Source organism: Sinomonas sp. RB5, assembly GCF_054063535.1.
Map to the genome: position 1 here is coordinate 62,660 of NZ_JBSSGJ010000005.1, position 26,524 is coordinate 89,183.

The window sequence follows — 26,524 nt, forward strand, 5'->3', positions numbered from 1 at the left end:
GCCGCGCTAGTGTCGATGCATGAGGGGAGTGGCTCCGGCGTCCGCGCCGGGCGCCCCGGCAGCCCGCAGGGGCGGCACGGATCGAAGAGGACGTGGTTGCGATGGTGGAGAACGGACAGTCGGGCACCGGCCCTGAGGCGGCGCCTCCGTCGGCCCAGGCAGAGCAGCTGAGCATCGCCGAGCGGCAGATCAACGTGCTGCGGGACAAGCTGCGCGCGGTCGACCGCCAGCTCGCCGCCGCCACGGGCAACAACACCCGCATGACGGAGATGCTCAAGACCGCCAAGGCGGAGATCGTGCGCCTCAAGGCCGCCCTCGAGCACGAGGGACAGCCGCCCTACTCCTTCGGCAGCATCGTCCAGCTCAACCGCCGGCGCCCCGCCGGCGGCGCCTCCGCGGCCGTGACGGACGAGAGCGTCGACGTCGTCACGAGCGGCCGGAAGATGCGCGTGGGGCTGAGCCCGCTCGTGAGCCTGTCTGAGCTCAGCGTGGGCCAGGAGGTGCTCCTCAATGAGGCCTTCGAGGTGGTCGCCGGCCTCGGCTACGAGCGCTCGGGCGAGCTCGTCACCATCAAGGAGCTCCTCGGCCAGGACCGCGTGCTCGTGATCGGACGCGGCGACGAGGAACGCGTGCTGCGGCTCGCCGGCCCCCTCCAGCTCGAGCGCCTCCGCGTCGGCGACGCGGTCTCGGTGGACAACCGGACCGGGTACGCGCTCGAGAAGGTGCCCCGGTCCGAAGTCGAGAACCTCGTCCTCGAAGAGGTCCCGGACATCAGCTACGCGGACATCGGCGGCCTCGCGTCGCAGATCGAGCAGATCCGCGACGCCGTCGAGCTGCCGTTCCTGCACCCGGACCTCTACCGGGAGCACGGGCTCAAGGCCCCGAAGGGGATCCTGCTCTACGGCCCCCCGGGGTGCGGCAAGACGCTCATCGCCAAGGCTGTGGCCAACTCGCTCGCGGCGCGGGCCATGGAGCGCGCCGGCAGCGCGGACGTCAAGAGCTACTTCCTGAACATCAAGGGCCCGGAACTGCTCGACAAGTATGTGGGCGAGACGGAGCGGCACATCCGGCTGATCTTCGCCAGGGCCCGGGAGAAGGCCTCGGACGGCAGCCCCGTGGTGGTGTTCTTCGACGAGATGGACTCGCTGTTCCGTACCCGCGGCACCGGCGTCTCCTCGGACGTCGAGACCACGATCGTGCCGCAGCTGCTCAGCGAGATCGACGGCGTGGAGCGGCTGGACAACGTGATCGTCATCGGCGCCTCCAACCGCGAGGACATGATCGACCCCGCAATCCTCCGCCCGGGGCGGCTCGACGTGAAGATCAAGATCCAGCGGCCGGACGCCGAGGCCGCCGCGGACATCTTCTCGAAGTACCTCACGGACGACCTGCCGATCCATGCCGCGGACCTCGCCGAGTGCGGCGGGGACCCGGCGGCCACGGTCGCCATGATGATCCAGCGCACCGTCGAGGCGATGTACGCGACGGACAAGTCCACCGAGTACCTCGAGGTCACCTACGCCAACGGCGACACCGAGATCCTCTACTTCAAGGACTTCAACTCCGGGGCGGTGATCCAGAACGTGGTCGACCGGGCCAAGAAGGCCGCGATCAAGGAACTCCTCATGACCGGTGCCAAGGGCCTGCGCATGGACCACCTGCTCCGGGCCGTCGCGGACGAGTTCCGCGAGCACGAGGACATGCCCAACACCACCAACCCCGACGACTGGGCGCGCATCTCGGGCAAGAAGGGCGAGCGGATCACCTACATCCGCACCATCGTCCAGGGCAAGGGCGGCGCCGAGCCCGGCAGGACCATCGAGACGACCCCCAGCACCGGCCAGTACCTGTAAGGGGGACCAGTGAGCAGTGACCCGAGCCCCGGCCTCGCGGCCGGGGGAACCCAGCGCGTCATGGGCTCCGAGACGGAGTTCGGCATCCACGCGCCGACTTCGCCTGGGGCCAATGCGACGTACCTCTCCTCCCAGGTGATCGCGGCCTATGCGCGGCTGACCCGCTCGGCCAGCCGGGCCGAGACGGGCTGGGACTACACCGACGAGACACCCCTGCGCGACGCGCGCGGCTGGTCCGTCGCGCGGTCCCAGGCGCACCCGGACCAGCTCACGGACGCGGAACCCGTGCTCACCGCGGAAGCGGTCGCGCTCGCCCACGGGCCGGCCGAGATCGAGCTCGACGGCGACCAGGAGCCCGCGCTGATGAACCTCGTGCTCGGCAACGGGGCGCGCCTGTACGTCGACCACGCCCACCCCGAGTACTCGAGCCCGGAGGTGACCAACCCCCGCGATGCGCTCCTGTGGGACGTCGCGGGCGATGCCGTGGCCCTCGCCACGGTGCGCGCCCTCGCGGGGGACGAGGCGCGCGGCCCCATCAACCTCTACAAGAACAACACCGACGGCAAGGGCGCCTCCTACGGCTCGCACGAGAACTACCTCGTGCCCCGTTCGGTGCCGTTCTCCGACCTCGTCAGGGGGCTGACCCCGTTCTTCGTCTCGCGCCAGCTGGTCTGCGGCTCCGGCCGGGTCGGCCTGGGGCAGGACGGCAAGGGCCCCGGATACCAGATCAGCCAGCGCGCCGACTACTTCGAGGCGGAGGTGGGCCTCGAGACCACCATGCGGCGCCCCATCATCAACACCCGCGACGAACCGCACGCCGTCGCGGACAAGTACCGGCGCCTCCACGTGATCATCGGCGACGCCAACGTGAGCCACGTGGCGAACTACCTCAAATTCGGCACGACCGCCCTCGTCCTGAGCCTCATCGAGGCCGGCAGGGCGCCCCAGGTCGAGGTCCATGAGCCCGTCTCGGCCATGCACCGGCTGAGCCACGACACCTCGCTCGGGGAGAAGGTCCGCCTGCTCGACGGCCGACAGGTCACCGGGCTCGAGCTGCAGTGGATGTACTTCGAGGCCGCGGCGAAGCTCGCCGCCGACTCCGGTGTCGCGTCGGCCGACGGCGGCGACGGGCACACTGCCGAGGTCCTCGGCCGCTGGGAGCGTGCGCTGACCGACCTGGGCGGAGACCGGGACGCGGCCGCCGGGTACGTGGAATGGCTCGCGAAGCTGCGGGTGCTCGAGGGCTACCGCAGCCGGGACGGCCTCTTTTGGGGCGACGCGCGGCTGGGCCTCGTGGACATCCAGTGGTCGGACGTGCGGCCCGAGCGGGGGATCGCGCTGCGGCTGGCGGCCCGGGGATCGCTGGAGACCATGGTCGATCCGGGCTCGGTGGCGGCCGCCGTCACCGAGCCGCCGCCCGACACCCGTGCCTGGTTCCGCGGCACGAGCATCAAGCGGTTCCCCGGCAGCGTCGTGAGCGCCAGCTGGGACTCGGTCGTCTTCGCGGCCCCCGGAAGCTACCGGCTCCAGCGGGTCCCGACCCGCGAGCCGCTGCGCGGGACGAAGGCTCTGACCCAGGGGCTCTTCGACGAGCACGCCCGCATCGAGGACTTCCTCGCGGCCCTCCTCGGCGAGCGCAGGACCTAGGGGGCGCCCCGGCCGTCCGACACCGCGGGCACAACCCGTGACACGCGGTCGAAAAGTGACAGTATAGGGATCAGAAGGATCCAGACCCGGCGCCCTCAAGGCGCCCGACGCAAGGAGGCGGCCATGGCCGGTCAGGAGCAGAAGAGCACCCAGCCGCGGGGCGAGGACGAGGCCGTCGAGGTCGATGTCCCGGCACCCGCCGCGCCGGAGGCCTCAGCGCAGGACACTGCCAGCACCCAGGGCGTCGACGATCTCCTCGACGAGATCGACAACGTCCTCGAGACCAACGCCGAGGAGTTCGTGCGCGGGTTCGTCCAGAAGGGCGGGCAGTAGGACCCAGATGAACGATTTCCTCGCCGAGCGTGTCGTGTCCGCCGCCACATCATCCTTCACCGAGCACGTGGCAGCGACCCGGCCGGACCTCCTCCCGTTCCATCGGAGCCTGCCGGCCGACGCCTCGGCGGTGGCCCCGCACGCCACCACCATCGTGGCCCTCGCCTTCGCGGGCGGCGTCATCATGGCGGGGGACCGCCGGGCCACCATGGGGAACATGATCGCCAGCCGCCACATCGAGAAGGTCTTCCCGGCGGACCGCTTTTCCGTGCTCGGCATCGCCGGGACGGCGGGGATCGCGATCGACATCGCCCGCCTGTTCCAGGTCGAGCTCGAGCACTACGAGAAGATCGAGGGCACCCTCCTGAGCCTCGAGGGCAAGGCGACGCGCCTCGGGGCCATGGTCAGGGGCAACCTTCCCCTGGCACTCCAGGGACTGGCGGCGATCCCGCTGTTCGCGGGCTTCGACCTCGAGACCGCCGTGGGGCGGCTGTTCTCCTATGACGTGACCGGCGGCCGCTACGAGGAACTGGAGCACCACTCGGTCGGCTCCGGCTCGGTCTTCGCCCGGGGCGCGCTGAAGAAGCTCTGGCGGCCCGGCCTCGCCGAGGAGGATGCCGTGCGCGTCGCGGTGGAGGCGCTCTACGACGCCGCCGACGACGACTCCGCCACGGGCGGTCCGGATCCGGTCCGGCAGCTCTGGCCCGTCGTGTACACGGTCACGCGCCTCGGGAGCCGGCGCGTGGCCGAGCGGGAGCTGGCGGCCATCGCTGGCGCGATCATCGCGGAGCGCAGTGTCGCAGGACGGGAGGCCTGAGCATGACCCAGCAGTTCTACGTCTCACCTGAACAGCTCATGAAGGACCGGGCGGACTTCGCCCGGAAGGGCATCGCCCGCGGCCGCTCCGTCGTCGTCCTGAGCTGCCGCGCCGGGATCGCCCTCGTGGCCGAGAACCCGTCCCCGTCGCTGCACAAGATCGGCGAGATCTACGACAAGATCGCGTTCGCGGCGGTCGGCAAGTACAACGAGTTCGAGAGCCTCCGCCAGGCTGGGGTCCGGTACGCCGACGTGCGCGGCTACTCCTACGACCGGGAGGACGTCACGGGCCGGGGACTGGCGAGCGTGTACGCCCAGAGCCTCGGCGCCGTCTTCACCGCCGAGCAGAAGCCCTTCGAGGTCGAGCTCATCGTCGCCGAGGTGGGCGGCGACGTCGAGGGCGACCACCTCTTCCGGCTCACGTTCGACGGCTCCATCGCCGACGAGCGGCGCTTCGTGGTCATGGGCGGCGCGGCCGAACGCGTGGCGGAGGCCGTGATGGACGGATGGACCTCCGAGGCGGACTTTCCGGAGGCGATCCGGCTCGCCGCCCGCGCCCTCCGCGAGGACCGCACCGAGCCGATCACGCTGGAGGTCGGGGTGCTGGACCGCGACTCCGAGACCACCCGCGGCACGCGGCGCGCCTTCCGCCGCATCGGCCCGGACGAGCTCGCCGGCATCCTCGACGGACTCGCGGAACGGCAGGGCTGAGCGATGGACCGGCGCATCTACGGAGTCGAGACCGAGTTCGGCATCGCCTACTCGAGCCCCCAGGGCCGGCCCCTCGCGCCGGAGGAAGTGGCCCGGTACCTCTTCCGTAAGGTCGTCAGCTGGGGCCGATCCTCGAATGTGTTCCTGGGCAACGGCTCGCGGCTGTACCTCGACGTCGGCTCGCACCCCGAGTACGCGACCGCGGAGTGCGACGACGTGGCCCAGCTGGTCGCCCACGACAAGGCGGGGGAGCGGATCCTCGTCGACCTGATCGCGGAGGCCGAGCACCGCCTCGCCGAGGAGGGGTTCGACGGCCGCGTCTACCTCTTCAAGAACAACACCGACACGGCCGGCAACTCGTACGGCAGCCACGAGAACTACCTCATTCCCCGTCGCACCGAGTTCTCCCGCCTGGCCGAGGTCCTGATCCCGTTCCTCGTCACCCGGCAGCTGCTCTGCGGCGCGGGGAAGGTGCTGCGCACCGCCCAGGGCCCCGTCTACGCCTTCTCCCAGCGCGCCGACCACATCTGGGAGGGCCTGTCCTCCGCCACGACCCGCTCCCGGCCGATCATCAACACGAGGGACGAGCCGCATGCGGATGCGGAGCACTACCGACGCCTGCACGTGATCGTCGGCGACTCGACGATGTCCGAGACGACGACCATGATGAAGCTCGGCACCGTGGACCTGGTGCTGCGGATGATCGAGGCCGGCACGATCATGCGCGACGCCCGGATGGAGAACCCGATCCGGAGCATCCGGGAGATCTCCCATGACCACACCGGCAAGGCCCCGGTGCGGCTTGCGAACGGCCAGCAGTCGAGCGCGCTCGCGCTGCAGCAGATGTACCTCGAGAAGGCCCAGGACTTCGTCGCGGCCAACGGCGCCCACACCCCCCATGTGGAGCGCATCCTGGACCTGTGGCAGCGCACCCTCGAGGCCGTCGAGTCGCAGGACACGCGGGCGATCGACACCGAGGTCGACTGGGCGATCAAGAAGAAGCTCATCGACCGCTACTGCAGCAGCCACGACGTCGACCTCGACTCGGCGCGGGTGGCCCAGATCGATCTGACCTACCACGACATCAGCCCCGACCGAGGACTGTTCTACCTCCTCCAGCGGCGGGGGGCCGCCGCCCGGGTCGTCGACGAGGCGGCCATCGCCGACGCGGTGGCGAATCCGCCGCAGAGCACGAGGGCGCGCCTGCGGGGCCGCTTCGTGAAGGCGGCCCAGGCAGCAGGCGTGGACTACACCGTGGACTGGGTGCACCTCAAGCTCAACGACCGGGCCCACCACACGATCCTGTGCAAGGACCCCTTCGCCAACGAGGACCCGCGGGTGGACGAACTGCTCGACAGCCTCAGGCCCTTCACAGGCTGACCGGGTAGTCTTGTCGAGGCCCGCGCGGCCCGTCCGCCGCCACAGACCTGTGGCGGGATCCCCCACAGGAAGTTGACCAGTGCGCCGTCTCATCGCCCTGCTGCTGCCGCTCGCCCTGTTCGTGGCCGGCTGCGGCAGCTCAGCCCCGTCCTCCTCGGACCCCACGCCCTCCAACGCCGGGCAGGTCGCGGCCCTCGACCAGCTCAAGGTCACCCCCGGCGACAAGGCGCCGAAGGTGGACTTCCCGAAGCCGCTCGCGGTCAAGGACGAGACGATCAAGATGGTCCAGGCCGGCGACGGCCCCGCAGCCAAGGCCGGGCAGACCGTCGAGATCGGCTATGTCGCCCTCAACGGCAGCGACGGATCGGTCCTCGAGGACACCTTCAGCAAGGGCACCTCCGAGAAGGTCGAGCTCTCCGACCAGCTCAAGCAGGGCAGCTCGGTCGTGTACAACGGCCTCGTCGGAGCCAAGGTCGGCTCCTACCTCGCCTACGCGACCCCCGCCCAGTCCGCCGGTGAGAACCCGGAGGGCGCGGCCTCGACCCTCCTGGTCATCAAGATCCTCTCGGTGAAGGACACGCCCACTCCGCTCAGCAAGCCCGAGGGCGACCCGGTGACCAACCTCCCCGCAGGGCTGCCCAAGGTCTCGGTGGACGGCAAGGGCGTCCCGCAGATCGACGTCAAGGGCGCGGACAAGCCCAAGGACGTCGTCGCCCAGGACCTCATCGTGGGCCACGGCGACAAGGTCAAGGCCAGCGACACCATCGTCGCGAACTACGTCGGCGTGAACCTCTCCGACGGCACCAAGTTCGATTCGAGCTACGACAAGGGCCAGCCCGCCACCTTCAGCCTCCAGGGCGTCATCCCCGGCTGGACGAAGGGCCTCACCGGCAAGACGGTCGGCTCGCGCGTGCTCCTCGTGATCCCCGCCGCGCAGGCCTACGGGGACCAGGGCCAGGGCCAGGCCAAGGGCGACCTCGTGTTCGTGGTCGACATCCTCGGCGTCAAGTAACCCATCACATCCACCTCAGGAGGCACCATGTCCTTCGGACAGCGCCAGTACGACCGCAGCAAGCCCGAGATCGAGTTCCCGGAGGGTGAGATCCCGACCGAGCTCAAGATCGTCGACCTCATCGAGGGCGACGGCCGCGAGGTCGTCGCGGGCGACACCGTCTCGACGCACTACGTCGGCGTCGCCTGGTCCACCGGCGAGGAGTTCGACGCCTCGTGGAACCGCGGCACGCCGCTCGACTTCCGCGTCGGCGTCGGCCAGGTCATCCAGGGCTGGGACCAGGGCCTCATCGGCATGAAGGTCGGCGGCCGCCGCCGGCTCGAGATCCCCTCCGACCTCGCCTACGGTTCCCGCGGCGCCGGAGGGGCCATCAAGCCGAACGAGGCCCTCATCTTCGTCGTGGACCTCGTGGGAGTCCGCTGACCGGACCGCCTTCGGCACGCGCACTGCGGGCGGCGACCAGCCTCGGCTGGTCGCCGCCCGTTTCGGTCTAGGCTCTTCACTGTGTCTGAAGCCAAGACCTCGCGCCTGCTGAACCTCCTCATCGCCCTGCTCCACACCGAGCTGGGGATCTCCCGTGAGAGGATCCTGCGCGACGTCTACGGCCACACCGCCCCCGCCGGCGACGGCGCCGAGGCCGACTCCGAGACCGAGGCTGTCCTGCGCAAGTTCGAGCGCGACAAGGCCGATCTCCGCTCCATGGGCGCGGTCATCATCGAGGAACTCGGCTATGAGCGCATGGAGAGCGACGAGGAGGTCGCCAAGTACCGGATCGACTCGGCGGGCTTCCGACTGCCTCCCCAGCGCTTCAGCGCCGAGGAGTCCACGTGGCTCGCCCTCGCAGCCCTCGCGTGCGACGACGCGGTGGCGGGCGCCGACGCGCAGCGCGCGCTGCGCCGGCTCGAGGCCGCAGGTGCCCTCCCCGAGACCCCACCGTCCCAGGTGCAGCCCCGGGTGCGGCTCGACACCCATTGGGTGGCCCTGACCGACGCGGCGGCACGCGGCGCCGAGGTCACCTTCGACTACCACGCGACCAGCACCGGCGAGACCCGCCGGCGCCGGGTCCAGCCGTGGGGGCTCGGCCAGCGCTACGGGCAGTGGTACCTCGCCGGCAACGACGAGGACCGCGGCGGCCTGCGCGTCTTCCGGCTCTCCCGCATCCGCGGCACCCTGGCCGTGGGGGAGCCGGGCAGCTTCGAGCCTGCCGGTGAAGGAGCCGTGCGGGAGGCGCTCGACGGCTTCGATGCCCTCGCCGAGCGGCGCGCGAGCCTCCTCGTCGCCGAGGACCGCGCGCTCGACCTCCGGCGGCACTGGGAGCCGGCCGGAGCCGGGCCGCCCGGCTGGGACGCGGGCGAGTACGCCTTCCGTGATGCCTCCGTCGCCGCAGAGCGGCTCGCGGGCTTCGGCGACGCCGTGAAGGTCCTCGGCCCCGAGGACCTCGTCGCCGAGGTCCTCGGCCGTCTGCGCGGAGCCCGCGAGGCCATCGGGTCGGCGGGCGCTGCCGAGACCCCCGGGCAGAAGCCGGTCCGGCGGATGACCACCGGCCAGGAGCGCCTCGAACGGCTCATGGACCTCGTGCCGTTCCTCCTCTCGGGCCCGGTGACGGTGCAGGAGATCGCCGACGAGTTCGGCCTGACGAGGAAGGCCGTGCTGCGGGAGCTCGAGCTCCTGCGGGACGCCGGTCCCATCGACTCCGCCGGCTTCCAGAGCTACATCGAGATCTCGGTGGACGAGGATGTGGTGACGGTCGCGAATGCCGAGGAGCTCTCCCGCCCGCGCCGGCTCAGCCCCGGCGAGGCGGTCGCGCTCCAGCTGGGCCTCAAGGCCCTCCTGCCGCTCGCCGACACGGCGTCGGCGGAGGCCATCCTGCGGCTGGCCGACAGGGTGGGAGCGGCGGCGGTCGAGGGCGGACGGGCCCTGCCCGAGGTGGACCTGAGGTCCGAGCCCCAGCACAACGCAGAGCTCGTCCCGGTGCTCGCCGAGGCGGCCGTCGCCGGCCGCACGCTCCGGCTCCGCTACCTCAACCCGACCAAGGACGAGGTCACCGAGCGGCTCATCAACCCGCTCGGGGTCTTCTCCGACGCCGACCGCTGGTACGTCAACAGCTACTGCCACCGTGCCGGGGACCGCAGAGTCTTCCGCATCGACCGCATCGAAGCCGTGGAGGCGGCCGAGCCGCAGCCGCTGCCCGAGGGCTTCGAGCCCGGCGACGGGGCCCTGTTCATGCGCCGCGCCAGCGACCTCGAGGTCACGGTGCGCCTCGCCCCCGAGGCGCGCTGGGCCGAGGCGAGCTTCGACGCCCACGACGGCAGGGACCTGGAGGACGGGAGCCGCCGCGTCCTCCTGACCGTCCTCGACCTGGCGTGGCTGCCCTCCTTCCTCGCCCAGTTCGGGGGCGCCGCCGCCCTCGAGGGCCCCGCCGAGGCCGTCGAGGCGGCCCGTTCGTGGTTCGACCGCGCCCTGGCCCTGTACGGGGCCGCCGCGCCGACCCGATAGGCTGGACCCCGTGCCGTGGTGGTCGTGGATCCTCATGTGGGTGGCCCTGGTGGCCTGCACCCTCGTCGGCCTACTGCTGGGCGGGATCTACCTGTTCCGCAAGGGCATGGCCGTCATGCGGGGCGCCGCCGAAGACCTCGAGCGGGTCACGGCGAGGCCCCCCGCCGCCCAGACGGCCGACGACGCCGGGCCGGCCGCCGTCGTGCGTGTTCCCGGCAGCGCCGTGTTCGCCGACCCGGAGCGCATGCGCGAGGAGTACGAGCGGGGGCGCGAACAGCGGCGCCTCGCGCGCCGCGACCGGCGCGTCGCCCGACGGCGCGAGCGGGGCCAGATGCAGTCCCTGAGTGACCTCGGCCTCAACTAGACTTGTAGCAACGAAAGGATTCCCCGTGGGACGACTCTTCGATGGCCCTTGGCCCATCGTCATCATCATCATCGTGGCGCTGCTCCTGTTCGCCGCGCCGAAGCTGCCGGGCATGGCGCGGAGCCTCGGGCAGTCGATGCGCATCCTGCGTTCCGAGGTCAAGGAGATGAAGAACGACGGCAAGGACACCTCGGCGTCCGGCCAGTCGTCCTCCAGCGCAGCCGAGCAGCCCGTCGAGGGCAAGGTCATCCCGCCGAACGGCGCTGGCCGGGCCGACGGGGACGCCGGTCCTTCCTCGCGCGCCTGAGGTGGCCGCCGGGAAGGGGAGGAAGGCCAACCCGGAGGGGCGCATGCCCCTCCTCGAGCACCTCCGGGAGCTCAAGAACCGTCTGATCAAGGCGGCGATCGGGGTTGCCCTCGGCGCCGTCGCGGGCTGGTTCCTCTACGACCCCATCCTCCGCGAACTCGAGAAGCCCGTCGAGAACATCTCCCACCAGACTGGTGGCCTGTCCTCGGTGAACTTCTCCACCATTGCCTCGCCGTTCGACTTCAAGCTCCAGCTGGCCATCCAGATCGGCCTGGTCATCTCCAGCCCCATCTGGATCTACCAGGTCTGGGCGTTCATCATGCCCGGCCTGACGGCCAAGGAGCGCAAGTACACGCTGGGCTTCATGGTCGCGGCCGTGCCGCTGTTCCTCGCCGGTGTCTGGGTCGGGTGGAGTGTCGTGCCGCAGGTGGTGCGCGCGCTGACCCAGTTCACGCCCGCGGGCTTCTCCAACATGATCGACGGTCGCGAGTACATCGACTTCGTCACCCACATGCTCCTCTTCCTCGGGGTGGCGTTCCTCGTCCCGGTCATCCTGGTCGGGGTCAACATGGCCGGGATCCTGCCGGGCAGGACCATCCTCAAGGCCTGGCGCATCACCGTGTTCCTCGTGTTCGTCCTCGCGGCCGTGGCCGCCCCGGGCGCGGACGCGATCTCGATGTTCATGCTCGCGATCCCGCTTCTGGCGCTCTTCTTCGCGGCGATCGGCGTCTGCATGGCCAACGACCGGCGCCGGGCCCGGCGCCTCGAGAAGGTGGCGGCGGAGACCGACGCCATCGCGGACACCCCCACGTCCAGGGCGGACCTGGAGAACCTCTGACGTCCCGGCGGGGACTAGGCTGGACCCATGTCCACCCCCGCCGAGAGCATGTCACCGGCCGAACGCTACGCCGCGGACGCGAGGCGGCGGGCGTTGGCCAAGACCGAACTGGGAGCGTTCGCCGCGACGGTGGCCTTCCCGCTCGATCCCTTCCAGGTCGAGGCATGCCGCGCGCTCGAGGCGGGGCACGGCGTCCTCGTCGCGGCGCCGACCGGCGCCGGCAAGACCATCGTCGGCGAGTTCGCGATCCACTTGGCCCTCAGGCAGGGCCTGAAGGCGTTCTACACGACGCCCATCAAGGCGCTGTCGAACCAGAAGTACGCGGAGCTGTGCGCCATCCACGGGGTGGGCCGGGTCGGCCTCCTCACCGGGGACACGACCATCAACGGCGAGGCGCCGGTCGTCGTCATGACCACCGAGGTCCTGCGGAACATGCTCTACGCGGACTCCGACACGCTGGCGGGGCTCGGCTACGTGGTGATGGACGAGGTCCACTACCTCGCTGACCGCTTCCGCGGGGCAGTGTGGGAAGAGGTCATCATCCACCTTCCGCGCGATGTCCGGGTCGTCTCCCTCAGCGCCACCGTCTCCAACGCCGAGGAGTTCGGCGCGTGGCTCGACACCGTCCGCGGCGAGACGGAGATCGTGGTCTCCGAGCACCGCCCCGTTCCTCTCTGGCAGCACGTCCTCGTCGGGCGCCAGCTCGTGGACCTGTTCGCGACCCGGCAGTCGTTCGAGGCCCTGGCCGACGTCCACGACCGCGACGCCGGGGGCGAGCGCGAGGCGACCGAACCGGCGTCGTCCGAACGCGCCGCGGTGCCGCACGCGGAGGCGAGCGTCTCGGAACTCACCGCGGTCAACCCGGAGCTGGTCGAGCTGGGCCGGCGCGAGTCGCAGCAGCTCTACCGCGGCCGGTTCGGCCACGGCGGCCGGGCACGGCGGCGCGAGGAGCGCCAGCGGGGCGAGAAGCAGTCCCCCCGGACCGGCCGTCCGGGCGACGCACCGCCCCTGCCCGGCACGCGGGCCAGCCGCCCCCAGATGGTCCAGGCGCTCGAGCGCCGCGGCCTGCTGCCAGCGATCGACTTCATCTTCTCGAGGGCCGGGTGCGACGCCGCCGTGCAGCAGTGCCTCGATGCGGGCCTCGACCTCACGACCCCTGCCGAGAAGGCCGAGATCACTGCGGCCGTCGAGGCTGCGGCCGTCGACATCCCGCCGGCCGACCTGGCGGTGCTGGGCTTCTGGGCGTGGCGCGAGGGCCTCCAGCGCGGTCTGGCCGCCCACCACGCCGGCCTCCTGCCGACCTTCAAGGAGACGGTCGAGAAGCTGTTCGCCGCAGGGCTCGTGAAGGTCGTGTTCGCGACCGAGACCCTCGCGCTCGGCATCAACATGCCCGCCAAGAGCGTGCTCATCGAGAAGCTCGAGAAGTTCAACGGCGAGGCCCACGTCGACATCACCGCGGGGGAGTACACCCAGCTCACCGGCCGGGCCGGCCGGCGCGGGATCGACGTCGAGGGACACGCAGTGGTGCAGTGGCGCCCCGGACTCGATCCCTCCGCCCTGGCGGGCCTCGCCTCGCGCCGCACGTACCCGCTGAACTCGAGCTTCCGCCCCACCTACAACATGAGCATCAACCTCGTGGCCCAGTTCGGCCGGGAGCGGGCGCGCGAGATCCTCGAGAGCTCCTTCGCCCAGTTCCAGGCGGACCGCTCGGTGGTCGGGCTCGCCCGGCAGGTGCGCAGCCGCGAGGAGTCGCTCGCGGGCTACGAGAAGGCCATGACCTGCCACCTGGGGGACTTCACCGAGTACTCCAGGCTCCGGCACGAGCTCTCGGAGGCCGAGAAGGCGGCCTCCCGGCAGGCGGGGCGCGCCCGGCGGTCCATGACGGTGGACTCGCTCGCACGCCTGGCGCCGGGGGACGTCGTCGAGATCGGGCAGGGACGGCTCGCCGGAAGCGCCGTGGTGCTCATGTCGGATCCGAACGGCCGGGAGCCGAGGCCGCAGGTCCTCACCTTCGACCGGAACATCCGCCGCATCGGCCTGCACGACGTCGACGGCCCCCTTGAGCCGATCGCACGGATCCGGATCCCGAAGCACTTCGACGCGAAGAGGCCCAAGGACCGACGCGACCTCGCCGCCTCGCTGCGGCACGCGACCGAGCGGGCACGCCTGGAAGGTCCCGATGCGGGCCGCCAGGGGCGCCGGTCGCGCAGGGATTTCGCCTTCGCCGGCGGCTACCAGGACACCGAGCGGCGCATCACCGACCTGCGCCGCCAGCTCCGCACACATCCGTGCCACGGCTGCGCCGAGCGCGAGGACCATGCGCGGTGGGCCGAGCGCTGGATCAAGCTCCGCCGCGAGACGGACCGCCTCGTCGAACAGATCCAGGGCCGCACCAACACGATCGCGAAGACCTTCGACCGGGTGTGCGAGGTCCTCGAGTCCTACGGGGCGCTGGCCCAGGGCGCCGCGGGACCCGAGGTGACCGCCTTCGGGCAGCAGCTGCGCCGCATCTACGGCGACAAGGACATGCTCACTGCGCTCGCGCTGCGCGAGGGCGCCTTCGACGACGTGGACGCCGCCGAGCTCGCCGCGCTCGTGAGCGTCCTCGTGTACCAGGCCAAGCGCGAGGAGCGGGGCCTCACGCCCAAGATGCCCAGCATTTCCCTGGACGTCGCCGTGGACGTCGTGCTGCGCGAGTGGTCCCAGCTCGAGGACGCCGAGGAGCAGCACCGGCTGCCGCGCACCTCCGAGCCGGACTTCGGCCTCGTCTGGCCCATCTACAAGTGGGCCCGCGGCCGTGAGCTGCAGAACGTCCTCTCCGGCACCGAGCTGGCGGCCGGAGACTTCGTGCGCTGGGTCCGCCAGGTGATCGACCTGCTCGACCAGCTCGCCGACGTGCCGGCGATCGACCGGCGGCTCTCGCGGCTGTGCCACGAGGCGATCGGCCTCCTGCGCCGCGGCGTGGTCGCGTACTCGAGCCTTTCCGACTAGACCGCCTTCACGGCCAACGACACCGCGAACGATGCAAGGGGATCCATCCATGCCCGAGGAGCGCGCGCTCACCCTCTACCGCAACGGCTCGGTCTACTCTGCCGCCGACCCCTTCGCCTCGGCGATGCTGGTGGACGGCGGGACGGTCGCCTGGGTCGGCTCCGAGCAGGCGGCGGCCTCGCTCGCCGACGACCGGATGACGGTGGTGGACCTCGACGGCGCGCTCGTGGCGCCCGGCTTCGTGGACTCGCACGTGCACGTCACCGACACCGGCCTCGCGCTCTCCTCGCTGGACCTGTCCGCTGCGGCGTCGGCGGCGGACCTGCTCGACGCCGTGGCGCGGGCAGCGGAGGGACTTCCCGACGATGCCGTGCTGCGAGGCCACGGGTGGGACGAATCGCGGTGGGCCGATCCCGCACTGCCGGGCGCAGGGCAGCTCGCGCGCGCCGCCGGTGGGCGGCGGATGTTCCTCACCCGGGTGGACGTCCACTCCGCACTCGTCTCCGCGGACCTCGCACGCAGTGCGGGCACCCCCGTCGGGCACGGGGAGGACTCGGCGCTCGTGGTCGGCGAGGCGCTGCACGCGGCCCGCGCGCAGACGCGCCCGGCCAGCGCCGGGGAGTTGGAACGCCTGCACGGCCTGGCGCTGCGCCACGCCGCGTCCCGGGGCTACGTCGCGCTCGTGGAACAGGCCGCGCCCCAGCTCGGCGGCCTCGAGGACCTGCGGCTGCTCCTCGGCCGGGAGGCCTCCACGGAACCGGAGGTGATGGCCTACTGGGGCCAGGCCGTCTCCTCGGCGGACGAGGCCCGCGAGGTCCTCGACGGGCTCGGGGTACCGGTGCGCGGGCTCGCGGGCGATCTGAACATCGACGGCTCGATCGGCAGCCGGACCGCCCTCCTGAGCGCCGACTACGACGACGCCCCGGGCCACCGCGGCACGGCGTTCCTGTCCGCCGATGAGATCGGCGCCCACCTCGCGGCGCTGTCGGAGATCGGCGCCCAGGGCGGCTTCCACGTGATCGGCGACGCCGGGCTGCAGCTCGCGCTCGAAGGCCTCCGCATCGCGTCCGACCGGGTCGGCCAGCACGCCGTGCGCGCCGCCGGACACCGGCTCGAGCACGTCGAGATGGCCGGTGACGCAGAGGCTGCGGCCCTCGCCGAGTACGCCGTCACCGTGAGCGCCCAGCCCCTCTTCGACGCGGCCTGGGGCCATCCCGGAGGGCTCTACGAGCAGCGCCTCGGCAGCCGCCGGGCGGGGATGAACCCGTTCATCCGCTTCTACTCCGCCGGCGTGCCCCTCGCCTTCGGGTCCGACTCGCCGGTCTGCGCGCTGTCCCCGTGGGAGAGCGTGCGTGCGTGCCTGAGGCACTCGGACCCCTCCCAGCGGATCTCCGCCCGCGCGGCCTTCCTCGGGCACACGCGCTCCGGGTGGAGGGCAGCGAGACACCCCAACCCGCTCATGGGCCAGCTCGCTCCGGGCGCCCCGGCGAGCTTCGCGGTGTGGAGCGCCGACGAGCTGATGGTGCAGGTCGCGGACGAGCGCGTGCAGGCGTGGAGCACCGATCCCCGGGCCCGCACGCCGCTCCTCCCCGCGCTGGACACCGAGCGGCTGCCCGAATGCCTCCTCACCGTGCACGAGGGGCGCGAGCTGTTCCGCAGCGGTGACTTCCCCTCCGGGCACCCTGGCTCGTGAGGGCCCGGAGGACCGGTCGCGCGGGCACGCCCCCGGCCGTCGTGGGCAACACGGCAAACCGCAGATGAATGGACGGTTGACACCTGAGTCTGACCCCGTAGGATCGAGGGCAACGGGTGTGAACTGCCCGGTAGGGCCCGGTTCACCGAGCATTCGGGGGATTAGGCGTCACGACAGGCCCGTGCGTCCGTAGAAAACAGTCCGGGGGACCGACCAGCTGCCGGCCCCGCGCGACTGGCCCGAAGACGCACGGGCCTGTCTGTTCCCCGGGTGGCCCGGGTCGGCTGGCTATAATGGGCTCTTGCGCCTTCGAGGCGCTCGACGACCCCGCCCCGAAAGGCCCACTTCGTGCGCATCCTGACGATCATTCCGACGTACAACGAGCTCGATTCGCTGCCCAAGACCTTGGGCCGGCTGCGGGCGGCTGTTCCGGCGTCGGACGTCCTCGTCGCGGACGACAACAGCCCCGATGGCACCGGCGCCCTCGCGGACCGGATCGCCGCGGAGGACCCGCAGGTCCACGTCATGCACCGCCGCGGCAAGGAAGGCCTCGGCGCAGCCTACATTGCCGGCTTCCGCTGGGCCCTCGAGCGGGACTACGACGTCGTGGTGGAGATGGACGCCGACGGCTCCCACCAGCCGGAGCAGCTGCCGGCGCTCCTCTCAGCCGTGGAGGACGGCGCCGACCTCGTGATCGGTTCCCGCTGGGTCCACGGCGGATCGGTGGTGAACTGGCCCTTCTACCGCCAGCTCATCTCCCGCACCGGCAGCACCTACGCCCGCCTCATGCTCGGGCTCGGGCTGCGCGACATCACCGCTGGCTACCGGGCGTTCCGGCGCACCACCCTCGAGAAGCTCGACTTCGACTCCATCGAGTCGAAGGGCTACGGCTTCCAGGTCGACCTCGCCTGGCGCGTGGCCAAGATGGGCCTCTCTGTCGTCGAGGTTCCCGTGACCTTCGTGGAGCGCGAGCTCGGCAGCTCCAAGATGAGCGGGAACATCGTCCTGGAGGCCATGGTCAACGTCACGCGGTGGGGCCTGAAGGAGCGGTGGTCCCAGCTCACCCGCCGCGGCAGGCAGCGCTAGGCGCGGCTGCGCCGCAGACACAGGAGAGGGCGGGAACCTGGAACGGTTCCCGCCCTCTTACACAGGCGCATGTGCCGATCGGGGTGCGGCCCCGTGGCGGACTGGCGTCAGGCGCCGCGCTTGCTCCGCAGGAGCTCGAGGCGGTCTGCCAGGATCTGCTCGAGCTCGGGAATCGAGCGGCGCTCGAGGAGCATGTCCCAGTGCGTCCGGACCGCCTTCTCGTTGGTGTCGGTGGGGCGCTCTCCGTCGACCAGGAACGCCTCCTTGCCGGTCTTGGAGGTCCAGACCGGGGGGATCTCCGCCTCGGAGGAGAACATGACAAAGACCTGTTCGCCGTCCTCGGTCCGGTACTCGACCCGCTGGCGGGGTGCCGGCTCGACGCCGGCCTCGGTCTCCATGGACTGTGCACCCAGGCGCATGCCGCGCAGGCTGCGGTCGCTCATCTATACTCCCTCACGTTGTGCCGGGCGTGCGCACCGACCCGATCACCATGCCAACGCATGTGGCGAGCGCGGTGTTCCCGCAGCCCGGTCGCCGATATCCGGTCAACCGACCTTCCATTATAGGCGTGCGCCGCGTCGCCCGTCAGGGCCGCCCCTGGCCCGACGCTGGATCCTCGTCCGCGGACTGACCGGGGACATCGGGAATCTCCAGGCCCGGAACCTCCAGATCGGGGATGCCCGCGGCCGGACCGCCCAAGTCGGTGACTCCCGCATGGTGCTGGAGGATCCGTTCCGCCTCGGTGTCGAGCTCGGAGCGCCGCGCCGCCTCTTCCTCGAAGGCCCGTGCATCCGCCTCAAGGCTGTCCCGCTCGGCCTCGGCCCCGGGTGCCGGGTGCGTCACGTCCTGAAGGGCCTGGTCTGCGGGAGCCCCGCCCCGAACGCCCTGGCCGAGGTTCCCGATCGCACCGCCGACGCCCTTGAGGGCCTCGCCGATCTCGCTCGGGATGATCCACAGCTTGTTCGACGTTCCCTCGGCGATCTTGGGCAGCGTCTGGAGGTACTGGTATGCGAGGAGCTTCGGATCCGGGTCGCCGCGATGGATGGCCTCGAAGACCTTCTGGATGGCCTGGGACTCGCCGTCGGCCCGGAGCACCGCGGCCTTCGCCTGGCCCTCAGCCTTGAGGATCTGCGCCTGGCGCTCACCCTCGGCGGTCAGGATCGCGGACTGCTTCGTGCCCTCGGCCGTGAGGATCAGCGCACGCCGGTCCCGTTCGGCGCGCATCTGCTTCTCCATCGAGTCCTGGATCGAGTGCGGCGGCTCGATGGCCTTGAGCTCGACCCGCGAGACCCGCAGGCCCCAACGGCCGGTGGCCTCGTCGAGCACTCCGCGCAGCTGCCCGTTGATCTGGTCCCGGGAGGTGAGCGCCTCCTCGAGGTTCAGGCCGCCGACGACGTTGCGCAGCGTCGTGATGGTGAGCTGCTCGACCGCCTGGATGTAGTTGGCAATCTCATAGGTAGCCGCGCGCGGGTCGGTCACCTGGAAGTAGACCACCGTGTCGATCGAGACGACGAGGTTGTCGGAGGTGATGACGGGCTGCGGGGGAAAGGACACGACCTGCTCGCGCAGGTCGAGCAGCGGCAGCAGCCTGTCGACGAACGGGATGAGCAGCGTCAGACCGGGATTGAGCGTGCGCTGGTACTTCCCCAGCCGTTCGACGACGCCGGCCCGCGCCTGCGGGATGATCCGCACGGAACGGCCGAGCGCCGTGCCCACGAACAGGATGACGACGATGACGACCACGAGCAGAAGGATGCTTCCGGCGTCCATGGTTTCCCCCTTCACTGGTAGTGGTGTGCCTAGCTTCGGTAGGGCGATGTCCTACCGCTGGGGGCCACGACGGCGGTGGCGCCGTCGATCGCGACGACCTTGACGACGTCGCCCGGGAGGAACTCGCCGCGCTCCGCGCGGGCGGTCCAGACGTCGCCGCCGATCTTGACCAGCCCGCGGGCGGAGTCCACGGGCTCGACGACGGTGGCCGGAGACCCGACCAGACGGTCGATGTTGGTGCGGACGTCCTCGACGGCGGGGCGCATGTGCCTGACGGCGACGGGACGGACAAAGGCGATCATCGCCACGGACACGGCCGCGAAGACCAGGCCCTGGAGCCACGCCGGCCCGCCGAGCAGCGCCGTGACGAGCGCCGCGAGCGCGCCGCCGGACAGCATGACGAACACGAGGCTCAGGCTGAGCATCTCGATGCCCCCCAGCACGAGCGCGAGCACGAGCCACACCATCCAGGCGTTGTGGTCGAACCAGTCCATCCGCCCCTCCTCACGCACGCCCCTGTGCTCCCACACTAGCCCAGCCCACGGCCCCCGGAGCCGCTCGGCCGGTTGCGGTTCGGCAACCCGTCCGGGCCTGACCGCCCGGGGCGGCTCACACCGCTATGAGGGGCGGCCGGGCGGGTCCCGAGGACGCATCGGAGGCGGCGTCCGCGATCGCGGCGACGGCCTGGCGCAGTTCGTCGGGAGACGCGGTGAAGGGGAGGCGGAGGCGGTGCTCGAAGGCGCCGTCCATGCCGAAGCGCGGCCCAGCGGTGAGGGCCACCCCGCGCGCACGGGCGGCCACGACCAGCTGCGACGACGACAGCGGCGCACAGTCCGCCCAGACGGACATGCCGCCGCCGGGCGCAGTCCAGGCCCAGCCCGGGAAGTGCTCGGCGAGCGCCCCGCCGAGCGCCGCGAGACCCTCTCCGAGGCGATGGCGCCGTTCGGCCACGAGGACGTCCTGGTGCTCGAGCAGCTCGGCGGCGACGAGCTGCTCGAGCACCGGGGTGCCGAGGTCGAGGCTCGTCCGGGCCTGGGCGAGCCGGCCCACCATGGCCCGGGGGGCGCGGATCCAGCCCACCCGCAGGCCGCCCCACGCGAGCTTTGCCAGGCCCCCCAGCGTCACCGAGCCCGGGGCGAACGCGGCGAGCGGCGGCAGCGGCCCGCGGCTGATGTCCAGCAGGGCTGTCGTCTCGTCGGCGACGAGGACCGTGCGGTGCCGCTCGGCGAGGCGGGCCAGCCGTTCGCGCCCCGCGGGATCGAGGCTCGCGCCAGTCGGGTTGTGGAAGTCCGGCATCGTGTAGGCGAGCGCCGGCGAGGTCGCTCGGAAGGCTGCGGCCGCGGCCTCGAGGTCCCACCCGGCGGGTGTGACGGGCAGCGCCACGAGCCGGGCCCGCGCGGCCTGGAGCGTGTCCATCGCGTGGGGATAGGTGGGCTGTTCGACGGCGGCACGGTCGCCGGGGGACAGGAGGGTGCGGGCCACGAGCGCGATCGCGTGCTGGACGCCAGTGGTGACCATGATCTGGTCCGGGTCGGTGGGGACCCCGCGGGCGGCATAGTGTTCGGCGACGGCGATGCGCAGGCGCGGCAGGCCGATGACCTCGTAGCCGGAGCGGGCCAGCTCCGGGCCGAGCGCGTCCGCGGCACGGCGCACGCAGTCCGCCACGGGGCTCGCCGCCGGCATGGCGGCCTTGGTGAGGTCGAGCACCCCGGCCTCATCGGGTGCGGCGCCGGCCGGGCGCTCGGGAAGGACGACGTAGCTTCCGGAGCCCCGGACGCTCTTCAGGCACCCGAGCTCGCGCAGGAGGGCGTACGCCCCCGCCACCGTGGTGCGGGACAGCCCCAGGGCCCCCGCCAGCTCGCGCTCGGCCGGCAGCCGGACGCCGTCGGGGAGCCGGCCGTCCACGGCGAGGAGCCGGAGCCTCTCGGCCAGCTCGGCGTAGAGGGGCCCGCGGCCCGGCAGGGGCCCCAGCATGCGGCCGAGGCGTTGGGAGGTGACGGCGACCATAGGGCCACGCTACCCGAATTGGCCCTGTCCAGTGATGCCAATGGTGCGCGAGGTTGGTTCCGTGAACGCCTTCCTCGACAGCCCCCACCTGGCAGTGCGCCTCGTCCGCCTCTACGTCGGCCTCGCGGCCTACGGCCTCGCGATCGCCCTCCTCCTGCGCTCGGGCCTCGGCTCCTCGCCCTGGGACGTCCTCTCCCAGGGCGTGGCACGCACCGTCGGCCTCAGCTTCGGGGCCACCACCGTCGCGGTGAGCGTCCTCGTGCTCGCGGCATGGATCCCGCTCAGGCAGAGGCCGGGGTGGGGAACGCTCTCGAACACACTGCTCATCGGCGTCTTCGCCGACCTCGGGCTGGCGTGGATCCCCGCGCCGCCCGAGGGGGCGCTCCACCTCCTCTGGCAGTGCTCTGTCCTTGCCGGCGGGCTGGTGCTGCTCGCCCTGGCCTCGGCCCTGTACATCGGCGCGAGGCTCGGCCCGGGGCCGCGCGACGGACTCATGACCGGGCTCGTGGCCCGGACCGGGCGCCCCGTGTGGATGGTGCGCTGCGCGATCGAGCTGACGGTCGTGCTGGCCGGATGGCTGCTGGGCGGGACGGTCGGGATCGGCACGGCGGTGTTCGCGTTCGGGATCGGGCCGCTCATCCAGGCCGCGATGCGCCTGATGCGGGTGGACCTCGGGCCGCGGGCGGACCGCAGCCCGGGGAACGCCCGCGCCTCCGAGGAGCCCGGCGTCAGCGGCGCCGCAGCACGCTGAGCTCGACGGCGGCCGTGGCGGCGAGCTCCTCGTCCCCGGCCAGCCGCTCGAGCTCGGTGCGGCCCGTGTGGTGCCCGGCGGGACCCATCTGGGCGAGGTCCGCGGCCGAGGCCGGGGTGAGGACGAGGGGGAAGGTCAGCTGGGCGCGGGAGAGGGGCTCGTAGTCGCCGGCAGCGGCCAGTTCGAGGGCCTCGGCCTTGCCCTCCGGCACCTCGAGGAGGGGCAGCCGGGCCCGGAGCTCGGCGAGGTGCTGGGGGAGGGGCGTCACGGCGACGAGGAGGCCCCCCGGCCGGGTGATGCGCGCGAATTCGGGGAGGTTGCGCGGGGCGAAGACGTCGAGCACGGCGTCGACGGTGCCCGCGGCCACGGGGAGCGGCTTCCACAGGTCCCAGACGAGCGCGGCCACCCGCTCCAGCCGGGCTGCGCGCCTCAGGGCCTGCGGGCTGAGATCGAGCGCGATCGCCCGGGCCCTGCGCGGACCGCCGCCGGCGAGCCGGTCGAGCACCGCAGCCAGGTAGTAGCCGGTCCCCGCTCCGGCGTCGAGGACCGCGGCGTCCGCGGGCAGCGCCGCGCACGCGTCGGCGAGCGCAGCGGCGATCGGCGAGTAGTGGCCGGCGCCCAGGAACGCGTCCCTGGCGGCGACCATGTCCGCGGTGTCCGGCGTGGAGCGGCTGGGGCGCCCGGTCAGGAGGTTGACATAGCCGTGGCGCGAGGCGTCGTACCGGTGTCCCTCGGCACAGACGAGCGCTCGGGCGCTGCTCGCCTCCGCGTCCCAGTCGGCGCCGCAGTGCGGGCAGATCAGCAGGTCCAGGGCGTCGGCGAGCATGGCTCCCATCGTATCGGGGGCGCCCTGCGTAGGATTCGGCGCATGCTCCCTGAACACCTTGACCTCGTCCGCTCCCTGTCCGCCCCCTCGGTGCATCCTGCCGCGGGCCGCTGCGCCGTCGCCGTCACCCGGCCCGACTTCCGGGCCGACGCGGCGGTCGGGCAGATCTGGGAGGTGCCCCTGCACAGCGGGCCCGCGCGGCTGCTCACGCGCGGCTTCCGGGACACGGCGCCGCAGTACTCGCCGGACGGCTCCGTCCTCGCCTTCCTCCGCGCCGCCCCCGCCGGCATGCCGCAGCTCGCGATCGTCGACGCCCGCGGCGGCGAGCCGAGGATCCTCACCGACGCCCCGCTGGGCTTGGCCCAGTTCGCCTTCTCGCCGGACGGGGCCCGGATCGCCTACACGGCCCGCGTGCCCGAACCCGGGCGGTACGGCTCCACCGACGGCGTGGCAGCGGGCGCAGAGGACCCCCGGCTCATCCGGGACCTCAACTACCGGCTCAACGGCGTGGGGTACACGGGCGACCAGCGCACGCGGCTGTTCGTCCTCGACGTCCCGGCCCTGGACGCCGAGCCGTTCGTGGCCGCGCGCGGGCGCGCCGCGGCGGAGGAGGCCGCGGCGAAGGGGGCCGGTGCACCGGCCGGCCTGCCCGAGGCGCGGCAGCTCACGGACGGCAGCGTGGACCACACCGAGCCCCGCTTCAGCGCCGACGGCGCCTGGATCTACACGGTGTCCGGCTTCGACCCCACAGCTGTCGACACCCTGGGGAGCCGCGCCGTCCGCACCCCCGTCGCAGGCGGCCCGAGCGAGGCGCTCGACCTCGGCACCGAGGAGGCCGCCTCGGTGGACCTGGCCGCGGAGGCGCCCGACGGCTCCGGGGTGTTCGTCCTCGCCTCCTCGCTGGGCGAGACGGGCGCCGACTTCGTGGGGCGTGCGACCCACCTGTTCTGGCACACTCCTGCCGACGGCGCGACGCTCCGGCTCACCGCCGACGGTGACGACCTCGGCGAGGCCGCCGGGGCGCTGCAGGTCACCGGCGACGGGCGGGCGCTCGTCCTCGCCCGCACGTGCGGGACCGTGCAGCTGATCGCCTTCGCGCCCGACGGCCGGCGCGAGCAGCTCACGTCCGGGCCCCTCGTGGTGACGGGGGCAGGGGAGGCGCGCGGCGCCGTCGTGCTCGCGGCGGCCGACGCCGACGGGCCGGGCGAGCTGTACCGGCTCGCCGACGACGGGGGGCTCGAGAAGCTGACCGACGTCAACGCGCCGCTGCGCCAGTCGGCACCGCCGCGCGCACCCCAGGAGTTCACCGGCACGAGCGCTGACGGCAGCGACGTGCACGGCTGGGTGGTGCTCCCGGAAGGCGACGGGCCGCACCCGACGCTGCTCATGATCCACGGCGGCCCCTTCGCCCAGTACACCGGCGCCTGGTTCGACGAGGCCCAGGTCTACGCGGGCGCCGGGTACGCGGTGGTGATGTGCAACCCGCGCGGCGCCGCCGGCTACGGCGAGGCGCACGCCCGCGCGATCCGCGGCCGCATGGGCACGGTGGACTTCGAGGACGTGCTCGGCTTCCTCGACGCTGCGCTCGCCGGCTACCCGCAGCTCGATCAGGGCAGGCTCGGCATCCTCGGCGGCTCCTACGGCGGGTACCTGACCGCCTGGACGATCGCGCACGACCACCGGTTCAAGGCCGCCGTGGTCGAGCGCGGGTTCCTCGATCCGGTCAGCTTCGTGGGCTCGAGCGACATCGGGTGGTTCTTCCCGGGCGAGTACACGGGGTGGGACCCGGCAGCGATGGCCGCCCAGAGCCCCATGGCCCGCGTGGGGGAGGTCCGCACGCCGACCCTCGTGGTGCATTCCGAGGAGGACTGGCGGTGCCCGATCGAGCAGGCCCAGCGGTACTACGCGGCGCTCCGCCTCGGCGGGGTCGATTCGGAGCTGCTCGTCTTCCCGGGGGAGAACCACGAGCTCTCCCGCGCCGGCACCCCGCACCACCGCCGGGCACGCTTCGAGCACATCCTGCGCTGGTTCGCGCAGTACCTCTAGCGGGCTAGGCCGAGAAGCCGAGGGCGCGGGCGGCCCGCTCAGGGGTCGGCTGCGCCCACCGGGCGGTGTACTCCTCGTTGGCGCACAGCGACCGCGGCTCCGCGCGGTCGAGGTAGAGGGTGCCGCCGAGGTGGTCGGTCTCGTGCTGGACGATGCGCGCCTGCCAGCCGCTGAACTCGGCCGAGCGGGCGCTGCCGTCCGGCGCGGTCCACTGCGCCCGGACGGCGGCCGCCCGGCGCACCACGGCGGTGTAGCCCCGCACCGAGAGGCAGCCCTCGTAGAAGCCCGCGCGGCCGTCTCCGAGCGGCGCGTAGGCCGGGTTGAGCATGGCCGTGAAGGACAGGGGCACCCGGTCCCGGGCGCGCGCCGACTCCTCGTCGGCGGCCCAGGTGTCCTCGAGCACCGCCAGGCTCAGCGGCAGGCCGATCTGGGGTGCGGCGAGGCCCACGCCGGGCGCGGCATGCATGGTCCGGCGCATGAGGAGGACCAGCGCATCCAGGAGCTCGGCGTCGAGCTGGCCGTCGAAGGGCACGGCGCGGGTCCGCAGGGCGGGGTGGCCCGCCTGCACGATCGGCGGGATGCCCTCCGTGGCCACGAGCTCGGCGGCGGCCTCGGCGATGCGGGCCGCGGTCCAGTCACTCTCCGGAGCCGTGGTGCGGTAGGGGGATGGGGTGCTCATGGGGCAAGCCTAGGCGGCGCCGGCGGCGCTAGCCCGCTGGCCAGCCGCACGCCCGCGCCACGAAGTGGTAGAGGGCGGCCCGGAGGGCCGGCGGGGCTGCGACCTTGACCACCCCCGTGGCGTCCCCGACCCCGAGCTCCACCGGGAGCAGGGTGCCGACCTTGTCCTCGGCGACGGCGTGCGGGTCGCAGCGGGCCGGGCGCACCGCGAGCGCGACCCTCGTTCCGGGCGCGAGGATGACGCCGTGCGGCCACGGCCGTCCCGGGTCCTCGCCGAGGAGGGTGGTTCCCTCCACCGCCTCAAGGATGCCCTGCGGCGGGGTGCCGGTCGGTCCGGCTGAGGTGCCGGTCGGCTCGGCCGGGGCATCCGCGGCGAGGGTCAGGACGGCGGTCGACGGCGTGCTCCCCGCGCCGAGGGTGTCCTCGAGCCGCAGCCGCACGGCAAGGGCGGCCTGCTGGGCGAAGCACTGCTCGCCGTGGAGGCGGGGCAGCACCGCGTGCGGGTCGGCCGCCGCCACGGTGTGGTCCGTGCCGTCGGCGAGCCGGACGCGGAGGGAGGGCGCGGCGTCGGACGCCCCCAGGTCGCAGCGGGCGGCGGCGAGGGCTGCGGGGAGGCTCAGGGTCTGGCCTGCGGTCAAATCCGCCGATCCGGACCACACGGTCCCATCCTGGAACCGGGGGTCGTCCAGCTCGGCCCGGACCACCGTGAACGGCGCGCCGCCGGTGTCGGTGACCTGGAGGACCACGGAGCCGGAGGCGTACTCGTCGCGGAACTGGTCGACGGCGGCGCCCACGGGCCCTGGAGAGCCCGGCGCGGACGGAGACGCAGCGGGCGAGCAGCCGGCCGCGCAGGCGAGGGCCACGAGCGCACACAGCGCTCGGGCGGCCGCCGCTGACCGGACCATGCGCCCAGAGTACG

The 26,524-nt window shown here is 72.5% G+C and carries 24 protein-coding genes; 17 read left to right on the forward strand and 7 right to left on the reverse strand.

All coding sequences use genetic code 11. From position 1 onward, the window contains the following. The first annotated feature begins 101 nt into the window (after positions 1-101). The 15 genes from arc to ACVWWH_RS07825 all read left to right on the forward strand — a co-directional run bounded on the left by arc (position 102) and on the right by ACVWWH_RS07825 (position 17,527). A complete protein-coding gene (gene arc, locus ACVWWH_RS07755; protein WP_457316167.1) occupies positions 102-1,853 on the forward strand; it encodes a proteasome ATPase in 1,752 nt (583 codons plus the stop codon). 60 nt (positions 1,854-1,913) lie between these two features. Next, complete coding sequence (gene dop, locus ACVWWH_RS07760; protein ID WP_457316278.1) at positions 1,914-3,500, forward strand: depupylase/deamidase Dop; 1,587 nt, start codon at positions 1,914-1,916, stop codon at positions 3,498-3,500. Between the two features lie 123 nt (positions 3,501-3,623). Then, entirely contained in the window at positions 3,624-3,833 is a 210-nt protein-coding gene (locus ACVWWH_RS07765; RefSeq protein ID WP_066497746.1) for a ubiquitin-like protein Pup, read from the forward strand. A gap of 7 nt (positions 3,834-3,840) precedes the next feature. Next, entirely contained in the window at positions 3,841-4,650 is an 810-nt protein-coding gene (prcB, locus tag ACVWWH_RS07770; RefSeq protein ID WP_066497747.1) for a proteasome subunit beta, read from the forward strand. 2 nt (positions 4,651-4,652) lie between these two features. After that, entirely contained in the window at positions 4,653-5,360 is a 708-nt protein-coding gene (gene prcA / locus ACVWWH_RS07775) for a proteasome subunit alpha (RefSeq protein WP_066497748.1), read from the forward strand. A 3-nt stretch (positions 5,361-5,363) separates the two neighbouring features. After that, positions 5,364-6,740 (forward strand): Pup--protein ligase, encoded by a 1,377-nt coding sequence (pafA, locus tag ACVWWH_RS07780; RefSeq protein ID WP_066497750.1) that lies wholly within the window; start codon positions 5,364-5,366, stop codon positions 6,738-6,740. 79 nt (positions 6,741-6,819) lie between these two features. Then, a complete protein-coding gene (locus ACVWWH_RS07785) occupies positions 6,820-7,752 on the forward strand; it encodes an FKBP-type peptidyl-prolyl cis-trans isomerase (RefSeq protein ID WP_066497751.1) in 933 nt (310 codons plus the stop codon). Positions 7,753-7,779: 27 nt separating this feature from the next. After that, on the forward strand, positions 7,780-8,175 hold the full coding sequence (locus ACVWWH_RS07790) for an FKBP-type peptidyl-prolyl cis-trans isomerase (protein ID WP_457316168.1): 396 nt from the start codon (positions 7,780-7,782) through the stop codon (positions 8,173-8,175). Between the two features lie 81 nt (positions 8,176-8,256). After that, the gene (locus ACVWWH_RS07795; RefSeq protein WP_457316169.1) at positions 8,257-10,248 is read left to right on the forward strand and encodes a helix-turn-helix transcriptional regulator; all 1,992 of its coding nucleotides are present in this window, start codon (positions 8,257-8,259) and stop codon (positions 10,246-10,248) included. 10 nt (positions 10,249-10,258) lie between these two features. Continuing rightward, the gene (locus ACVWWH_RS07800) at positions 10,259-10,612 is read left to right on the forward strand and encodes a hypothetical protein (protein ID WP_457316170.1); all 354 of its coding nucleotides are present in this window, start codon (positions 10,259-10,261) and stop codon (positions 10,610-10,612) included. A gap of 25 nt (positions 10,613-10,637) precedes the next feature. Beyond that, positions 10,638-10,919 (forward strand): Sec-independent protein translocase subunit TatA, encoded by a 282-nt coding sequence (gene tatA / locus ACVWWH_RS07805; protein WP_066497754.1) that lies wholly within the window; start codon positions 10,638-10,640, stop codon positions 10,917-10,919. A gap of 43 nt (positions 10,920-10,962) precedes the next feature. Beyond that, positions 10,963-11,757: a twin-arginine translocase subunit TatC gene (gene tatC, locus ACVWWH_RS07810; protein ID WP_066497755.1), complete on the forward strand. Its 795-nt coding sequence runs from the start codon at positions 10,963-10,965 to the stop codon at positions 11,755-11,757. A gap of 27 nt (positions 11,758-11,784) precedes the next feature. Continuing rightward, entirely contained in the window at positions 11,785-14,748 is a 2,964-nt protein-coding gene (locus tag ACVWWH_RS07815) for a DEAD/DEAH box helicase (RefSeq protein ID WP_457316171.1), read from the forward strand. A 49-nt stretch (positions 14,749-14,797) separates the two neighbouring features. Then, positions 14,798-16,441, forward strand: a complete 1,644-nt coding sequence (locus ACVWWH_RS07820) for an amidohydrolase (RefSeq protein ID WP_457316172.1) — start codon at positions 14,798-14,800, stop codon at positions 16,439-16,441. Between the two features lie 348 nt (positions 16,442-16,789). After that, complete coding sequence (locus ACVWWH_RS07825; protein ID WP_066497760.1) at positions 16,790-17,527, forward strand: polyprenol monophosphomannose synthase; 738 nt, start codon at positions 16,790-16,792, stop codon at positions 17,525-17,527. 107 nt (positions 17,528-17,634) lie between these two features. Here ACVWWH_RS07825 and ACVWWH_RS07830 read toward each other — a convergent pair whose 3' ends face one another. The 4 genes from ACVWWH_RS07830 to yczR form a co-directional block, all read right to left on the reverse strand. Continuing rightward, positions 17,635-17,970, reverse strand: coding sequence for an RNA polymerase-binding protein RbpA (locus tag ACVWWH_RS07830; protein WP_066497761.1), 336 nt, complete (start codon positions 17,968-17,970; stop codon positions 17,635-17,637). Between the two features lie 142 nt (positions 17,971-18,112). Further along, positions 18,113-19,297 carry an SPFH domain-containing protein gene (locus ACVWWH_RS07835; protein WP_457316173.1) on the reverse strand — a complete coding sequence of 395 codons (1,185 nt, stop codon included), beginning with the start codon at positions 19,295-19,297 and terminating at the stop codon, positions 18,113-18,115. Between the two features lie 29 nt (positions 19,298-19,326). Continuing rightward, positions 19,327-19,791 (reverse strand): NfeD family protein, encoded by a 465-nt coding sequence (locus tag ACVWWH_RS07840; protein WP_457316174.1) that lies wholly within the window; start codon positions 19,789-19,791, stop codon positions 19,327-19,329. A 115-nt stretch (positions 19,792-19,906) separates the two neighbouring features. Continuing rightward, a complete protein-coding gene (yczR, locus tag ACVWWH_RS07845) occupies positions 19,907-21,304 on the reverse strand; it encodes a MocR-like transcription factor YczR (protein ID WP_457316175.1) in 1,398 nt (465 codons plus the stop codon). Positions 21,305-21,365: 61 nt separating this feature from the next. Between yczR and yczE the strand changes: the two genes are divergently transcribed. Next, positions 21,366-22,055: a membrane protein YczE gene (yczE, locus tag ACVWWH_RS07850; protein ID WP_141305372.1), complete on the forward strand. Its 690-nt coding sequence runs from the start codon at positions 21,366-21,368 to the stop codon at positions 22,053-22,055. Here yczE and ACVWWH_RS07855 read toward each other — a convergent pair. After that, positions 22,033-22,881 (reverse strand): methyltransferase domain-containing protein, encoded by an 849-nt coding sequence (locus ACVWWH_RS07855; protein WP_457316176.1) that lies wholly within the window; start codon positions 22,879-22,881, stop codon positions 22,033-22,035. The genes yczE and ACVWWH_RS07855 overlap by 23 nt on opposite strands. Before the next feature lie 42 nt (positions 22,882-22,923). Between ACVWWH_RS07855 and ACVWWH_RS07860 the strand changes: the two genes are divergently transcribed. Beyond that, on the forward strand, positions 22,924-24,927 hold the full coding sequence (locus ACVWWH_RS07860; protein WP_457316177.1) for a S9 family peptidase: 2,004 nt from the start codon (positions 22,924-22,926) through the stop codon (positions 24,925-24,927). Between the two features lie 4 nt (positions 24,928-24,931). Here the strand turns inward: ACVWWH_RS07860 and ACVWWH_RS07865 are convergent, their stop codons facing one another. Next, positions 24,932-25,606, reverse strand: a complete 675-nt coding sequence (locus ACVWWH_RS07865) for a peptide deformylase (RefSeq protein WP_066497769.1) — start codon at positions 25,604-25,606, stop codon at positions 24,932-24,934. Between the two features lie 28 nt (positions 25,607-25,634). Then, positions 25,635-26,510, reverse strand: a complete 876-nt coding sequence (locus ACVWWH_RS07870) for a hypothetical protein (protein ID WP_457316178.1) — start codon at positions 26,508-26,510, stop codon at positions 25,635-25,637. Positions 26,511-26,524: the final 14 nt, after the last annotated feature.

Coding starts and splice junctions, on each gene's coding strand:
- arc (WP_457316167.1), top strand. CDS start 102: ATGGTGGAGAACGGACAGTCGGGCACCGGCCCTGAGGCGGCGCCTCCG.
- dop (WP_457316278.1), top strand. CDS start 1,914: ATGGGCTCCGAGACGGAGTTCGGCATCCACGCGCCGACTTCGCCTGGG.
- ACVWWH_RS07765 (WP_066497746.1), top strand. CDS start 3,624: ATGGCCGGTCAGGAGCAGAAGAGCACCCAGCCGCGGGGCGAGGACGAG.
- prcB (WP_066497747.1), top strand. CDS start 3,841: ATGAACGATTTCCTCGCCGAGCGTGTCGTGTCCGCCGCCACATCATCC.
- prcA (WP_066497748.1), top strand. CDS start 4,653: ATGACCCAGCAGTTCTACGTCTCACCTGAACAGCTCATGAAGGACCGG.
- pafA (WP_066497750.1), top strand. CDS start 5,364: ATGGACCGGCGCATCTACGGAGTCGAGACCGAGTTCGGCATCGCCTAC.
- ACVWWH_RS07790 (WP_457316168.1), top strand. CDS start 7,780: ATGTCCTTCGGACAGCGCCAGTACGACCGCAGCAAGCCCGAGATCGAG.
- tatC (WP_066497755.1), top strand. CDS start 10,963: ATGCCCCTCCTCGAGCACCTCCGGGAGCTCAAGAACCGTCTGATCAAG.
- ACVWWH_RS07815 (WP_457316171.1), top strand. CDS start 11,785: ATGTCCACCCCCGCCGAGAGCATGTCACCGGCCGAACGCTACGCCGCG.
- ACVWWH_RS07820 (WP_457316172.1), top strand. CDS start 14,798: ATGCCCGAGGAGCGCGCGCTCACCCTCTACCGCAACGGCTCGGTCTAC.
- ACVWWH_RS07830 (WP_066497761.1), bottom strand. CDS start 17,970: ATGAGCGACCGCAGCCTGCGCGGCATGCGCCTGGGTGCACAGTCCATG.
- ACVWWH_RS07835 (WP_457316173.1), bottom strand. CDS start 19,297: ATGGACGCCGGAAGCATCCTTCTGCTCGTGGTCGTCATCGTCGTCATC.
- ACVWWH_RS07840 (WP_457316174.1), bottom strand. CDS start 19,791: ATGGACTGGTTCGACCACAACGCCTGGATGGTGTGGCTCGTGCTCGCG.
- yczR (WP_457316175.1), bottom strand. CDS start 21,304: ATGGTCGCCGTCACCTCCCAACGCCTCGGCCGCATGCTGGGGCCCCTG.
- ACVWWH_RS07855 (WP_457316176.1), bottom strand. CDS start 22,881: ATGCTCGCCGACGCCCTGGACCTGCTGATCTGCCCGCACTGCGGCGCC.
- ACVWWH_RS07860 (WP_457316177.1), top strand. CDS start 22,924: ATGCTCCCTGAACACCTTGACCTCGTCCGCTCCCTGTCCGCCCCCTCG.
- ACVWWH_RS07865 (WP_066497769.1), bottom strand. CDS start 25,606: ATGAGCACCCCATCCCCCTACCGCACCACGGCTCCGGAGAGTGACTGG.
- ACVWWH_RS07870 (WP_457316178.1), bottom strand. CDS start 26,510: ATGGTCCGGTCAGCGGCGGCCGCCCGAGCGCTGTGTGCGCTCGTGGCC.